13 protein-coding genes are annotated in these 13588 nt (G+C 65.4%); 5 read left to right on the forward strand and 8 right to left on the reverse strand.

Going from position 1 to position 13588, the window contains the following annotated elements; genetic code table 11:
• Positions 1-156 precede the first annotated feature (156 nt).
• From alaS to EKE94_RS02815, 3 genes are read left to right on the forward strand one after another with little or no spacing between them, the layout of a single operon-like run.
• On the forward strand, positions 157-2820 hold the full coding sequence (alaS, locus tag EKE94_RS02805; RefSeq protein ID WP_127905070.1) for an alanine--tRNA ligase: 2664 nt from the start codon (positions 157-159) through the stop codon (positions 2818-2820).
• A complete protein-coding gene (locus EKE94_RS02810; RefSeq protein ID WP_127905071.1) occupies positions 2817-3101 on the forward strand; it encodes a DUF1330 domain-containing protein in 285 nt (94 codons plus the stop codon). The genes alaS and EKE94_RS02810 overlap by 4 nt, the downstream gene beginning before the upstream one ends.
• 10 nt (positions 3102-3111) lie before the next feature.
• Entirely contained in the window at positions 3112-3567 is a 456-nt protein-coding gene (locus tag EKE94_RS02815) for an MOSC domain-containing protein (RefSeq protein ID WP_127905072.1), read from the forward strand.
• Here the strand turns inward: EKE94_RS02815 and EKE94_RS02820 are convergent.
• The 5 genes from EKE94_RS02820 to EKE94_RS02835 form a co-directional block, all read right to left on the reverse strand.
• A complete protein-coding gene (locus EKE94_RS02820) occupies positions 3564-4376 on the reverse strand; it encodes an arylamine N-acetyltransferase family protein (RefSeq protein ID WP_127905073.1) in 813 nt (270 codons plus the stop codon). The genes EKE94_RS02815 and EKE94_RS02820 overlap by 4 nt on opposite strands.
• Positions 4377-4456: 80 nt before the next feature.
• Positions 4457-6277 carry a translational GTPase TypA gene (gene typA, locus EKE94_RS02825; protein ID WP_127905074.1) on the reverse strand — a complete coding sequence of 607 codons (1821 nt, stop codon included), beginning with the start codon at positions 6275-6277 and terminating at the stop codon, positions 4457-4459.
• Positions 6278-6376: 99 nt separating this feature from the next.
• A complete protein-coding gene (locus EKE94_RS02830) occupies positions 6377-6724 on the reverse strand; it encodes a hypothetical protein (protein ID WP_127905075.1) in 348 nt (115 codons plus the stop codon).
• 159 nt (positions 6725-6883) lie between these two features.
• Positions 6884-7045 carry a hypothetical protein gene (locus EKE94_RS18560; protein ID WP_164870801.1) on the reverse strand — a complete coding sequence of 54 codons (162 nt, stop codon included), beginning with the start codon at positions 7043-7045 and terminating at the stop codon, positions 6884-6886.
• Entirely contained in the window at positions 7042-8871 is a 1830-nt protein-coding gene (locus tag EKE94_RS02835; RefSeq protein WP_127905076.1) for an extracellular solute-binding protein, read from the reverse strand. Before EKE94_RS02835 ends, EKE94_RS18560 begins: the two co-directional genes overlap by 4 nt.
• A 310-nt stretch (positions 8872-9181) precedes the next feature.
• On the opposite strand from EKE94_RS02835, the gene EKE94_RS02840 reads away from it, so the two are divergent.
• Positions 9182-9955, forward strand: coding sequence for a 3-hydroxybutyrate dehydrogenase (locus tag EKE94_RS02840; protein ID WP_127905077.1), 774 nt, complete (start codon positions 9182-9184; stop codon positions 9953-9955).
• The gene (locus tag EKE94_RS02845; protein WP_127905078.1) at positions 9952-10989 is read left to right on the forward strand and encodes a patatin-like phospholipase family protein; all 1038 of its coding nucleotides are present in this window, start codon (positions 9952-9954) and stop codon (positions 10987-10989) included. The genes EKE94_RS02840 and EKE94_RS02845 overlap by 4 nt, the downstream gene beginning before the upstream one ends.
• A gap of 9 nt (positions 10990-10998) precedes the next feature.
• On the opposite strand, the gene EKE94_RS02850 is transcribed toward EKE94_RS02845, so the two are convergent.
• The 3 genes from EKE94_RS02850 to EKE94_RS02860 form a co-directional block, all read right to left on the reverse strand.
• A complete protein-coding gene (locus tag EKE94_RS02850; RefSeq protein WP_127905079.1) occupies positions 10999-11697 on the reverse strand; it encodes a DUF502 domain-containing protein in 699 nt (232 codons plus the stop codon).
• Positions 11698-11772: 75 nt separating this feature from the next.
• Entirely contained in the window at positions 11773-12696 is a 924-nt protein-coding gene (locus EKE94_RS02855; protein ID WP_127905080.1) for a pseudouridine-5'-phosphate glycosidase, read from the reverse strand.
• The gene (locus EKE94_RS02860) at positions 12693-13583 is read right to left on the reverse strand and encodes a PfkB family carbohydrate kinase (protein ID WP_127905081.1); all 891 of its coding nucleotides are present in this window, start codon (positions 13581-13583) and stop codon (positions 12693-12695) included. Before EKE94_RS02860 ends, EKE94_RS02855 begins: the two co-directional genes overlap by 4 nt.
• Positions 13584-13588 lie beyond the last annotated feature (5 nt).

Consider the following 13588-nt stretch of genomic DNA (forward strand, 5'->3'; position numbering starts at 1 on the left):
CTCTTTGGGGGGCGTCGTTTGCAGTCGCGTTCCTTCGAATTCCTATGGAAATTGCAGCGCAGTCCCCGCATCGGGCGGGACGGCATGGACAGAACCAGTGCAGGGTTCTAAAGGGTCATGACGCGCCGAACGCCCTAGAAGGACCTGCCGCACACCATGCCCAGCCTCAACGATATCCGCAGCACCTTCCTGAACTACTATGCTGCGAATGGACACCGCATCGTGCCGAGCTCGCCGCTCGTGCCGCGCAACGACCCATCGCTGATGTTCACTGCGGCCGGGATGGTCCAGTTCAAGAACCTTTTCACGGGCGTCGAGACACGGGATTACTCGCGCGCGACGACCGCCCAGAAATGCGTGCGCGCTGGCGGCAAGCACAACGATCTGGATAATGTCGGATATACGGCCCGGCATCACACCTTCTTTGAAATGCTGGGCAATTTCAGCTTTGGCGACTACTTCAAGGACGAGGCGATCCCCTTTGCCTGGGACCTGATCACCAAGGAGTTCGGCATCGACCCGAGCCGTCTGTTGGTGACCATTTACCACGATGATGACGAAGCCGCGCGGATCTGGAAGAAGCACGCGGGCCTGAGCGACGACCGCATCATCCGCATCGCGACCGACGACAATTTCTGGTCCATGGGCGCGACCGGCCCCTGCGGCCCCTGCACCGAGATTTTCTACGATCATGGCGACCACATTCCCGGCGGCCCTCCGGGCAGCCCGGACGAGGATGGCGACCGGTTCATCGAGATCTGGAACCTCGTCTTCATGCAGTTCGAGCAGTTCGAGGACGGCAGCCGCACGGCGCTGCCCAACCCCTCGATCGATACTGGCATGGGACTTGAGCGTATCGGCGCCTTGCTGCAGGGCAAGCATGACAACTACGACACCGACCTGTTCCGCGCGTTGATCGAGGCGTCGGCCCATGCGACCAATACCGATCCGGACGGCACGGGCAAGACGCATCACCGGGTCATCGCAGATCACCTGCGCTCGACCTCGTTCCTCATCGCCGACGGTGTGATGCCGTCGAACGAGGGGCGCGGCTACGTGCTGCGCCGGATCATGCGCCGCGCCATGCGCCACGCCCACCTGCTGGGCGCGCAGGATCCGCTGATGCATCGTCTGGTGCCCGAACTGGTACACCAGATGGGGCAGGCCTATCCCGAACTGGGCGAGGCGCGCCCGCTGATCGAAGAGACCTTGAAGCTTGAGGAGACGCGGTTCCTGCAGACCCTGGACCGGGGCCTGCGCCTGCTGGATGACGAACTTGACCGTCTGCCCGAGGGCGGCGCGCTACCGGGCGAAGTGGCGTTCAAGCTTTATGACACCTTCGGCTTCCCGCTCGACCTGACGCAGGACGCGCTGCGCGAACGCGGTCGCGAGGTGCAGATCGCGGGCTTCAACGCGGCGATGGACGAACAGAAGGCCAAGGCGCGCGCCGCCTGGGCCGGTTCGGGCGATACGGCCGATGCCGCGATCTGGTACGATCTGGCCGACCGCGAGGGCTCGACCGAGTTCCTGGGCTACGAGACGGAAACCGCAGAGGGCCAGATCCGGGCGCTGGTGCGGGACGGCGCCGAGGTGAAGGAAGCCGTGGCCGGAGAGCAGGTCATGATCGTTCTGAATCAGACCCCGTTCTATGCCGAGGCCGGGGGTCAGGTGGGCGATACCGGCACGCTGCGCACGCCCGAGGGGCGGGCGCAGATCACCGACACGCGCAAGGTCGCCAATGTCTGGATCCATGTGGCCGAGGTCGAAGAGGGCCGGATCGCACCGGGGCAGGGCGCCGAGCTGGCCGTGGACCATGTGCGCCGCGGGGCGATCCGGGCCAACCACTCGGCCACGCACCTGCTGCACGAGGCGCTGCGCGAGGCCCTGGGCGCCCATGTGGCGCAACGCGGCTCGCTCAACGCCCCCGACCGGTTGCGCTTCGACTTTTCCCACGCCAAGGCGCTGACGACCGAAGAGCTGGCCCGGGTCGAGGCCGAGGTCAACGATTACATCCGGCAGAACACGTCGGTCGAAACCCGCATCATGGCCCCCGACGACGCACGCGGGCTGGGCGCACAGGCGCTCTTCGGCGAAAAGTACGGCGACGAGGTCCGCGTGGTGTCGATGGGCCGCGCCCCGACCGGCAAGGGCGCGGACGGCCAGACCTATTCGATCGAGCTTTGCGGCGGTACACATGTCCGCCAGACCGGCGATATCGGGATCTTCACCCTTCTGGGCGACAGCGCCTCGTCCTCCGGCGTGCGCCGGATCGAGGCGCTGACCGGCGCTGCCGCCTATCGGCATCTGAGCGACCAGTCGCGGCGGATGGATGAGCTGGCCGGAACGCTCAAGGCACAACCGGAGGAGGTGGGAGCCCGCGTCAAGGCGCTGATGGACGAACGCAAGGCCCTGCAGGCTGAGGTTGCGCGGTTGCGGCGTGACGCGGCGATGGGCGGGACCACGGGCGATGGCCCGTCGGTGCGCGAGGTTGGTGGCATCTCCTTTGTCGGGCAGTTGTTGACCGGTGTCAGCGGCCGCGATCTGCCCGCCCTGATCGATGCCCAGAAGGACCGCCTTGGCTCGGGCGTGGTGCTGTTCATTGCCGAGGCCGGCGGCAAGGCCGCGGTGGCGGCCGGCGTGACCTCGGACCTCACGGGTAGTGTCTCGGCGGTGGATCTCGTCCGGGCGGCGGTGGCCGAGCTGGGCGGCAAGGGCGGCGGTGGCCGGCCCGACATGGCCCAGGGCGGCGGACCCGATGCCGCCAATGCCGAGGCGGCGATCGCCGCGGCCATCGGCGTGATCGAGGCGGCCACTGCATGAGCGCGCTTTGGATTTCGCATCTAGATGTGACGGATAGCGAAGAGTTCGCGAAGTATGCGGCACTCGCCGGCGACGCCATTGCGGCCTATGGCGGCGTCTTCCTCGCACGCAGGGGGCGGTTCGAGCAGCTTGAGGGGAAGGGCCGCGCCAGCCACGTGGTGATCCGGTTTCCGTCGCTTGAGGCCGCGCGCGACTGCTATGACTCGGCCGCTTACCAAGCGGCGCTGAAACATGCCGCCGTCGCGTCCGAGCGCGACCTCACTATCCTGGAAGAGCTCTGATCTGGAGCGGATGGCCGACCTGCTGGCGCGCCACGCCTTGACGGGCCGGGTCGACTGGATCGGCCTGCGTCCCGCTCGGCGGGCGCCCATGCGTGCCGTTCCGGAGTCAGAGGTGACCCATGATGGCCTTGTCGGCGATCATGGCCGTCCGGGGAAACGCGCGCTGACGCTGATCCAGGCCGAACACCTTCCGGTCATCGTGGCACTTTCAGGCGTGGCTGTGTCGCCCGACCTCTTGCGCCGCAATCTGCTGATCTCTCGGCTCAACCTGTCGGCCCTGCGTGGGCGGGAGATCGCGATCGGTGCGGTCCGGCTTCGCATCACCGGTCCCTGTGCGCCGTGTTCGCGGATGGAAGAGGCGTTGGGGCCGGGTGGCTACACCGCCGTCCGTGGCCATGGCGGGATCACAGCCGAGGTTCTGACGCCCGGAATGATCCGCACTGGGATGGCGGTTGAACCGCTCTAGCCCGCGATCTTCGCCCAGATCTCCGTGATCTCCTCGGGCGTCAGCGGCATCGCCAGCTGATCGCACAGGACCTCGGCGAGGTGATCTCGGTCCGGGATCCGGCTTTTCGTCGTCTCGGATCCTTCACGGGTGATCGCCCGGTCGAAGATTCCGATGCGCGTGTCACCCGACCATCCTGCGACGAAGAGGTGGGTCGAGAAAGGCTGTTCGTGCCAGGTCGCACAGAGATGGTTGGCTGCGCGGAGATCGATCTGGGCTACGTGCACCTCGTCGAATCCGTAGAGCTGCAGCCACCCATCCGGAGTCTGGCGTTCGACCACGTGTTCGCCGCCCACCGCATCCCAGGTCAGCCGATAGATGCCGTTCGGCGCCACCTGATCGCGGTCGGTATCCAGCCGAAGCGGGACCAGCGAGCCGGGCCCGCCGAAGCCCGCATCAACCAGCCAGCGCGTGCCGCTGCAGGTCACCAGCCAAGCGGCGTGGGTGCGCGGCCCGCGCGTCGGTCGGCCCATCCGCACGCGGCCAAGAACCGGCACGATGGAAAATCCCAGTGCGAGAAGCGCCTGCCCAAGCAGCGCGTTCTGTTCGAAGCAATATCCGCCGCGCTTGCGCCGGATAAGCTTGTCGCGCAGCGCGCTGGCCTTCAATGATGGGGTGCGTCCGAGCAGAGGATCGATGTTCTCAAACACGATCATCCGCATCTGGGCTGTCTGCAGACGCGCCAGCCCGTCGGCATCGGATGCGACGGCGGACAGGCCAAGTCGGGTCAGATAAGCCTGAAGGTCAATTTCGGACATGGCATCGCACATGGATGCGTCCCTTCTCCGGTTCGCGCCGAAGGGTGTCGCAGCCCGAACCGCCGGGTAAGCGGTTCGGACTGCCCGTTGGCTTAGGCCGAGGCGCGCGACTGGCGCTTGCGCTCATGCGGGTCGAGGAACCGTTTGCGCAGACGCACGGCGTTGGGCGTGACCTCGACCAGTTCGTCGTCGTCGATATAGGCGATGGCCTCTTCCAGCGACATCCGGACAGGGGTCGTCAGGCGGACGGCTTCGTCGGTGCCCGAGGCCCGCACGTTCGTCAGCTTCTTGCCCTTCAGCGGGTTCACCTCGAGATCGTTTTCGCGGCTGTGTTCGCCGATGATCATGCCCTCGTAGACGTTTTCCTGGGCACCGATGAACATCTTGCCGCGGTCTTCGAGGTTGAAGAGCGCGTAAGCCACGGACACGCCGTTCTCCATCGAGATCAGAACGCCCGCGCGCCGGCCCGGGATCGCTCCGCGATGCGGCGACCATTCATGGAAGACGCGGTTCAGGACGCCTGTGCCCCGTGTGTCGGTCAGGAACTCGCCGTGATAGCCGATCAGGCCGCGCGACGGTACATGCGCGATGATCCGCGTCTTACCGGTGCCCGCGGGCTTCATCTCGACCAGATCGCCCTTGCGCGCGCCGGTCAGTTTTTCGATCACCGCGCCGGAATAGTCGTCGTCGACGTCGATGGTGACCTCTTCCACGGGCTCCATCTGCTGGCCGTCGATATCGCGGAACAGCACCTGCGGACGCGAGATCGAGAGTTCGAACCCTTCGCGCCGCATGTTCTCGATCAGAACGCCCATCTGAAGTTCGCCGCGACCCGCGACCTCGAACGCTTCGCCACCGGGTGTGTCGGTGACGCGGATCGCGACATTGACCTCGGCCTCGCGCATCAGACGTTCGCGGATGACGCGCGACTGAACCTTTTTGCCGTCACGGCCGGCCAGCGGGCTGTCGTTGATCCCGAAGGTCACCGAGATCGTCGGAGGATCGATCGGCTGGGCGGGCAGGGGCGTATCCTCGGCCAGGGCCGAGATCGTGTCGGCCACCGTCGCCTTGGACATGCCGGCGAGTGTGACGATATCGCCCGCCACGGCCTCGTCGATGGGCTGCTGACCCAGGCCACGGAAGGCGAGGATTTTCGAGACGCGGAATTGTTCGATCTTCTCACCGTGCCGCGACAGGGCCTGCACCGTGGCGCCGGCCTTGAGCGTGCCGGATTCGACGCGGCCGGTCAGAATGCGGCCGATGAAGGGGTCGGCGCCAAGCGTCGTCGCCAGCATCTGGAACGGTGCGTCCTTTTTCGTCGTCTGACGCGGGCGCGGCACGTGGTTCACGACCAGCTGGAACAGCGCCGACAAGTCCTTTCGTGGACCGTCGAGTTCGCTGTCGGCCCAGCCCGACCGCCCCGAGGCGTAGAGATGCGGAAAGTCGAGCTGGTCGTCATCGGCGCCGAGGTTCGCGAAGAGGTCGAAGACCTCGTTCAGGGCGCGGTCGGGCTCGGCATCGGGCTTATCGACCTTGTTCAGCACGACAATGGGGCGAAGGCCGAGCGCCAGCGCCTTGGAGGTCACGAACTTGGTCTGCGGCATCGGACCTTCGGCCGCGTCGACCAGCAGCACCACGCCGTCGACCATCGACAGGATGCGCTCGACCTCGCCGCCGAAATCGGCGTGGCCCGGCGTGTCGACGATGTTGATCCGCGTGTCCTTCCACTCGACCGACGTCGCCTTGGCCAGGATCGTGATCCCGCGCTCGCGTTCCAGGTCGTTGGAATCCATCGCCCGTTCGGCGACGGCCTGATTTTCCCGGAACGCGCCGGATTGCTTGAGAAGCTCGTCGACGAGCGTGGTTTTGCCATGGTCGACGTGAGCAATGATGGCGATGTTTCGCAAATCCATGAGACAGCCTTTTCCGGGGTTGGGCAGCGATTACCGTGCAGTCGCAGAAAAGGCCAGCCTGAAACGGCCGGCCTGCTGAACGTCCCGGGGCGTCGTGGTTCAGTTACTGCGCTGGATCGGTGCGTCGGGCTGATTATCGTCGCCGAACTCGCGGTCATCGGAGTAGACATCCTCGCCGGTCGGGATGTGGCGGGCGCTTTGGCGGATGTTGGTGTTGTCCATGTGGTCGTCCATGCGGACGTCAGAGGGCACGGCGCCTTCCAGCCATTCGTCGATTTCCTCGCGTGCCTCGCTGCTGGTCAGCTCGCGCTTTTCCGAAAGGTACTGGGCAAACCGGGCCTTGTCGCCGTCGATGTCCATAAGCTCGGAGCTTTCGACCTCGGGCCAGCGTTGTTCGATGGCTTCGAAAAAGGCGGGCCAGTTCTGCTCTACGGTCTGCCACTGCATTCTGAAATCTCCTTATCGGCTGTCGTCGTCGCCTGTTCCGGGCGTCAATGCCGCGGCAAAGCACCGGGTTCCGCCAGCGTCGGGGATCGTGCCGTCATGCGCGGGGCCCCGCCTGCGCGCCCCCGAAGGAAATCTGACGGGAACAGGGTTAGCGCAAGGTTAAGACGGGCCGCTTTCGGGGATCTCCGGGTCCGGCGCAAAGGTCCGGATCACCGCGCCACCGGCGGCATCGACCGCCCGCACGGGTAGCCGCAGCAGGGCACAGCCGGGCAGCGTGGTCAGCATGGCAAGGCACAGGATCGCCATGCGTGGGGCCGTCATTCCTCGACCCACCAGACGTCGGGCAGGAACCCGATCCAGTCGCCATACATCGGCAGCCGGTCGGGATGCGTAAGCCGGGCGTCGTGGGCCAGCCGCGACACGTCGGAATACCAGACCGGGATCACGTATCGCCCAGCGGTCAGCACCCGGTCGAGCGCCTTGACCGCGGCAACATACTCCTCGCGGCTTTGCGAATTCAGCATGGCGTCGATCATCGCCTCGGCGGCAGGGCTCTTCATGCCCATCCAGTTGCGCGACCCGGGGGTGTCGGCGGCGTCCGAGGACCAGTAGAGGCGCTGTTCGTTCCCCGGCGACAGTGACAGGCCACGATAGTAGTACGCCATGTCGAAATCGAAATCGGTCGTCCGTTCGGTGTATTGTGCGGGGTCGATGTTGGTGATGCGGGGGCGGATCCCCACGCGTTCCAGGGCCGCGGCGAAGATGTCGACGATCTGGGTCACGTCGGTCGCGCCCTGGTTTTCGCTGGCCCCCTGGCTGAGCACGATCTCGAAGGTCATGGGCCGCCCCTTGGCATCCTTCATCTGTCCGTCCTGCACGGTCCATCCGGCCTCGGCCAGAAGATCGATGGCCCGGCGGAGGTTGCGGCGGTTCCTTTCGGTGCCGTCGCCCTCGGGCAGGGTGTAGCCGTCGAGCGTGCCGGGGGGCAGGTCGTCCGCGAAGGGGCTGAGCAGGTCGCGCACCCGCCCCTCGGCCGGGCCGGGATCCATGGCGAGGACCGAGTTCGAAAAATAGGATGAGATGCGCGGATCGCGCCCGCCGTTCAGCGTCTGGCTGATGAACTCGTAATTGAAGACATGCATCATAGCCGACCGCACGCGCCAGTCATCGAAGGGGGCGTGGCGTGTGTTCATCACCAGCCCCCGGATGCTGGATGGGCGTTGGTGCGGGATCTCGGCCTTCACGACCTCGCCTGACCGCACCCGGGGAAAATCATAGGCGATATCCCAGTGCGCGGCGTTGGTATCGCGATAGACGTCCACCGTGCCGGCCTTGAACGCCTCGAACAGGACGTCGCCGTCGCCGAAATAGTCGTAGCGCAGGGTCCCGATGTTGTGCTGGCCCTGCATGACCGGCACATCGGCACCCCACCAGTCGGGATTGCGATCCAACTCGATATACCGCCCGGGCTCGTAGTCGCCGATCACGTAGGGGCCCGATCCGATTGGCACAACGGAAAGCCCCGAGGCGCCGAAATCCTCCGCCTCCCACTGCGCCTTTTTCAGGACGGGGCGCAGCCCGAGAATGAGAGGAAGTTCGCGGTCTTGCGTCTTGAAGGTAAAGCGCACGCTGTCGGGTCCGGTCTGTTCGGCCGAGGATACCTGGTCATAGGCTGTCCGAAAGCTCGGGTGCCCTTCGGTTCCCAGGATCTCGTGGCTGAAGAGCACATCCGCGACCGTCACCTTGCTGCCGTCGGAAAACTTCGCCTCGGGCCGCAGCGTGAATTCCACCCATGACCGGTCGTCGGCCACTTCTACGGTTTCGGCCAAGAGCCCATAGAGAGTGAAGGGTTCATCCCAGGACCGCGCCATAAGCGATTCGAAAACATAGGCCCGTACGCCGTACGGGTAGCGACCTTTCAGGATGAACGGGTTGAGGCTGTCGAATCCCCCCACCTCGCCGAAGACGATTCGCCCCCCTTGGGGGGCATCGGGATTGGCGTAGGGCAGGGCGTCGAACCCGGGGGCGAGCGCCGGTTCACCATACATCGCGATACCGTGCCGTGGCTCGGCAAAAAGGGGGGAAACCGTGCAGGAGGCGGCCGCAAGCGCTGTTACAAAGGATTTTGCGTAGAAACTGAAGGTCATGCTTGCGGGGGTCCTTTGCGGCTGTCCGGGGGAGATTGTCGCCAGCCTATGGGGCTATGTGTGGGTTTTCAAACTTTTACGTTGGACAACGACGACGGGGGGTATATATAGGGCTTACTGCTCGATAGGTTTCTTGCCTGTATGAAACCTGCCTCAATAACTTGACGCCCGCCTTCGTGCGGGCGTTTTTTTTGGCCAGCCGTCCCGCTGGCCGAGCAGGCCCCTCCACGCAACCCGAGAAGCTGTTGAGGCGTTGCCTTTGCATGTGCAGCATGCACTGATCCCGGCAACAGCAGGAAAGGCAGAACCGATGAACCTGAAAGGCAAGACAGCGGTGGTCACGGGGTCCAATTCGGGGATCGGGCTAGGGGTCGCGACCGAGCTCGCCCGCGCCGGGGCCGACATCGTGCTGAACTCCTATACCGACCGGGAGGAAGACCACCAGCTGGCCGAGCGGCTATCGGCGGAACATGGCGTATCGGTGCGCTACATCGCCGCCGACCTGTCCAAGGGCGCGGCCGCCCGTGGCCTGATCGAAGAGGCCGGTGCCTGCGATATCCTGGTGAACAACGCGGGTATCCAGCATGTCGCCCCGATCGAGGAATTCCCGGTCGAGAAATGGGATGCGATCATCGCCATCATGCTGTCGGCCGTGTTCCACACCACGGCGGTGGCGCTGCCGATGATGCGCAAGGCGGGCTGGGGCAGGGTGGTCAACATCGCCTCGGCGCACGGGTTGACCGCGTCACCCTACAAATCCGCCTATGTCGCGGCCAAGCATGGCGTTGTGGGCATGACCAAGGTCGTCGCGCTGGAAACGGCGGAAGAGCCGATCACCGCGAACGCCATCTGCCCGGGCTACGTGATGACGCCCTTGGTCGAATCGCAAATCCCCGACACGATGAAGAAGTACGACATGGACCGCGAAACCGTGATCCGTGAGGTGATGCTGGAGCGGCAACCGTCGAAGCAGTTCGCGACGGTGGAAGAGCTGGGTGGCGTCGCCACGTTCCTCTGTTCGGACGCGGCGCGTCAGATCACCGGCACCACGATCAGCGTCGATGGCGGTTGGACCGCGCTTTGAGCGCGAAGCCGATCAACCTTGCCCTTCAGGGAGGTGGCGCGCATGGCGCCTTTACATGGGGCGTGCTCGACGCATTGCTGGAAAGCGGCGCGGTTGAAATTGTCGGCGTTTCGGCGACGTCGGCGGGTGCGCTGAATGCCGCCGCTCTGAAGGCGGGACTGGCCGCGGGGGGCGCATCCGCCGCCCGCGACAACCTCGACTGGCTGTGGGGGCAGGTGGGTGCGCTGGACGACATGCGGCTGGCGCATTGGATGACGGCGTTTTCGCCGGCCCCGGGCCTCGTGTCGAAAACACTGGAATACTCCCTGCCGTTCTCGATCGCAGATGCCATGAGCCGGTTGTTCAGCCCTTACGCCTACGGCCCATTCTACCAGAACCCGCTTGAGCGGATCGTGGAGCATTTCGACTTTGCGAACATCAGGACAGGGGCCGGCCCGGCCCTGTTCATCTGCGCCACGAACGTGCGCAGCGGCAAGATCCGCGTGTTCCGCGACGAGGAGATCGTGCCAGAGGCCATTCTTGCCTCTGCCTGCCTGCCCACCATGTTCCAGGCTGTCGAGATCCCGGACAAGGCAACCGGCCGCGTCGAGGCCTACTGGGACGGTGGTTATACCGGCAATCCGGCGTTGTTTCCCCTGTTTGACGCGGACCTGCCCGCCGACATCGTGATCGTCAACATCAACCCCCTGACACGACCGGATCTACCCACGACAGCACCGGAGATCCTCAATCGGATCAACGAGATCAGCTTCAACACGTCGCTTCTACGTGAGCTTCGTGCGATAAGTTTCGTGCAGGATCTGATGGCGTCGGGACGTATTCCCGAGGGGGCAATGAAGTTCTCACTTGTCCACATGATCGCCGACGATGACCTGATGCGTGACCTTAGCGTCGCGACGAAACTCGTTCCCACACCGTCGGTTCTGGCCGGGCTGAAAGCGTCGGGGCGACAGGCGGCCAAGTCATTTCTGGATAATCATCTCGAGGATATCGGCGAGCGCAGCAGCGTCGATCTGCCGACGATGTTCGGATAGGCGGCGGGCCTATTCCGCGGCCCTTGGCAGATCTGGCGCCGGGGCTTTCGTCGGCGGATAGACGAGGCCCGCGGAAATCACCAGTTTTGCGGCATCCTCGATCGTCATGTCCAGCTCGATCACTTCGCTTTCGGGCAGGAACAGCAGAAAGCCCGAGGTCGGGTTGGGCGTGGTCGGCAGAAACACCGTCAGCTTGCGGTCGCCCACCGGGATGGTTGCGTCGATCTCGCCCTTGGCGGCGGTCGAGATGAACCCGATCGACCAGATCCCGCGCCGCGGATATTCGATCAGGCACGCGCGGTCGAACGACGTCTCGGTCTGGGCGAATACAGTTTCCGCAAGCTGTTTCAGGGCGTTGTAGATCGATCTTACGACGGGGACAGAATCCACCACGCTTTCGCCCCAGCGCAAGAGCGACCGTCCGATCAGCCCCTTTGCCAGCCAGCCCACGATGACGGTGAAGAGCAGGCCAAAGATCACACCAACGCCGCGCAGGTTGATCCCGATATACTGCTCGGGCCGGAAGCGCAGCGGAACGAAGGGCATGACCCAAGAGTCGATCCAGCCGACCAGCGTCCAGAGCAGCCAGACGGTCAACGCGATGGGCGCAATGACCACGATGCCAGTCAGGAAGCTGGCGCGCAGCCCGCCCAGCAGCGTGTTGCGGCGGCGCCGCGGGTCGCGAGGATCGGTCCTGTGAGTGCTCATTGTCGCCGATGACTATTCCACGAGAGAAAGTCTAGGCCGGTGCGCGCCCGGCCACAACGTCCGCGCCACAGATGCCTAGGCCGTGCCGCGCTGTTTGACGATTTCCTGAGCGATCTCTGCGGCCAAGCGTGCATTGTTCAGCACCAGCGCGATGTTCGAGGTCAGCGACCGGCCCTCGGTCAGCTCGAAAATCCGCGACAGGAGGAAGGGCGTGACGTCCTTGCTCGCGATGCCCTGCGCCTCGGCCTCGCCGATGGCCTGCGCGATGACAGGGGCCAGCTCCTCCGCCGAGATCTCGTCCACCTCGGGGATCGGGTTGGCGATCAGTTGGCCGCCGGGAATACCCATCCGCCCCCGCATCAGATGTGCACCTGCGATGCCGCGTGCGGTGTCCACACGCAGCGGCGCCGGCATGCCCGAGCTGCGCGACCAGAACGCCGGAAACTCGTTCTGACCATAGGCGATGACCGGAACGCCAAGAGTTTCAAGAACCTCCAGGGTTTTCTTGAGGTCGAGGATGGCTTTTGCCCCAGCGGCCACGACGGTAACCGGGGTCTGGGCCAGCTCCTGCAAATCGGCAGAGATGTCAAAGCTCTGTTCGGCCCCGCGGTGCACGCCGCCGATGCCGCCCGTCGCAAAGACGTCGATCTCCGCCGCGCGGGCCGCGATCATCGTTGCGGCGACGGTGGTCGAGCCGGTGCCGCCGGCCGCGAGACAGGCCGCCAGATCCGCGCGGGACAGCTTTGCCACGTTCTCGGCCCGCGCAAGGTCGCGCAGCGTCTCGGCCGTCAGGCCGATCTTCAGCCGTCCGCCCATCACAGCCAGGGTGGCGGGAACGGCGCCTGCCGCGCGCACCGTCTCTTCGACCGCTTCGGCGGTTTCCACGTTCTGCGGCCAGGGCATTCCATGGGTGACAATCGTGGATTCCAACGCAACGATCGGGCGCCCGGTCGAGCGGGCTTCGGCGACCTCGGGCGAGAAATCGAGGGGCAGGGTCATGTGGCAACGTCTCCTGATACGTAGTCTGCCGCAGCGCCGAGCGCCGTGGCCAATGCCGCCTCACCTGTTTCGCCGCGCGTCTCCGCGGCGATATGGGCGGCCATGAAGGTGTCTCCGGCTCCGGTGACGCGGGTCACCATCACCTCGCGCGGGGCGGCTTCGATCACGCCCGTCGCGTCAGCCAGGGCGGCCATCTGCCCGCCATTGGTGACCAGAACGCGCTGCGCGCCCTGGTCGATAAGTGCCCGCGCGGCGGAACGCGATGTGTCGTGCGGGCGGTGCAGCAGCAGCCCGGCCTCCTCGAGGTTCACGTAAAGCGTGGCGCGGGGGTGGGCGAGCAGCGGCAAGAGGCGCTCGGCCTTGCCCGGCGAGGCGGGCGCGAGGCGAAGGTCTGTCGCGCGGAAGGCCGGGCTGTCCGCGATCTCGGACAGCAGCGCGAGCGTCAGATTGCCGTCGACGGCCGCAGGGCCCTGCCAGGGAGTTTCGGAAGTTCCAAGCGGCCCTTCGGCAAGTGCGCGCAGGATCTTTCCGCCGGCAGCCTCGAGCGAATGGGCATCGGCGACGGCGGCGATCAGGCCATTGGCGCCTTCGATCGCCATGTAGCGGTCGGTCGGCAGATCTTCGGAGCGGTAGACATGATCGGTGATCATCCCGCGCAGGCGACATTCCTCGATCAGCTCGTCGCCCACCGGATCGCGTCCAACGGCAGTCAGGAGCGCGGGCGTCAGGCCGAAGCGGCGCAGCGTCATCGCGATGTTCATCGCGACCCCGCCGGGAATGCGCGTGATCCGGCCCGGCACGTCCGAGCCCACGCGCATATGCGCATTGGCGCGACCGATCACGTCCCACAGGACCGACCCGATGCAGAGGATATCCGGCGTCGTCATGGTCG

Source organism: Mesobaculum littorinae (assembly GCF_004011175.1).
GTDB lineage: Bacteria > Pseudomonadota > Alphaproteobacteria > Rhodobacterales > Rhodobacteraceae > Tranquillimonas > Tranquillimonas littorinae.

What these genes read in the sequence shown, in the direction of transcription:
- EKE94_RS02860 (WP_127905081.1), bottom strand. Translation starts at nt 13,583, where the DNA reads ATGACGACGCCGGATATCCTCTGCATCGGGTCGGTCCTGTGGGACGTG.
- EKE94_RS02820 (WP_127905073.1), bottom strand. Translation starts at nt 4,376, where the DNA reads ATGTGCGATGCCATGTCCGAAATTGACCTTCAGGCTTATCTGACCCGA.
- EKE94_RS02835 (WP_127905076.1), bottom strand. Translation starts at nt 8,871, where the DNA reads ATGACCTTCAGTTTCTACGCAAAATCCTTTGTAACAGCGCTTGCGGCC.
- EKE94_RS02810 (WP_127905071.1), top strand. Translation starts at nt 2,817, where the DNA reads ATGAGCGCGCTTTGGATTTCGCATCTAGATGTGACGGATAGCGAAGAG.
- EKE94_RS02855 (WP_127905080.1), bottom strand. Translation starts at nt 12,696, where the DNA reads ATGACCCTGCCCCTCGATTTCTCGCCCGAGGTCGCCGAAGCCCGCTCG.
- EKE94_RS02840 (WP_127905077.1), top strand. Translation starts at nt 9,182, where the DNA reads ATGAACCTGAAAGGCAAGACAGCGGTGGTCACGGGGTCCAATTCGGGG.
- EKE94_RS02815 (WP_127905072.1), top strand. Translation starts at nt 3,112, where the DNA reads ATGGCCGACCTGCTGGCGCGCCACGCCTTGACGGGCCGGGTCGACTGG.
- EKE94_RS18560 (WP_164870801.1), bottom strand. Translation starts at nt 7,045, where the DNA reads ATGACGGCCCCACGCATGGCGATCCTGTGCCTTGCCATGCTGACCACG.
- typA (WP_127905074.1), bottom strand. Translation starts at nt 6,277, where the DNA reads ATGGATTTGCGAAACATCGCCATCATTGCTCACGTCGACCATGGCAAA.
- alaS (WP_127905070.1), top strand. Translation starts at nt 157, where the DNA reads ATGCCCAGCCTCAACGATATCCGCAGCACCTTCCTGAACTACTATGCT.
- EKE94_RS02850 (WP_127905079.1), bottom strand. Translation starts at nt 11,697, where the DNA reads ATGAGCACTCACAGGACCGATCCTCGCGACCCGCGGCGCCGCCGCAAC.
- EKE94_RS02830 (WP_127905075.1), bottom strand. Translation starts at nt 6,724, where the DNA reads ATGCAGTGGCAGACCGTAGAGCAGAACTGGCCCGCCTTTTTCGAAGCC.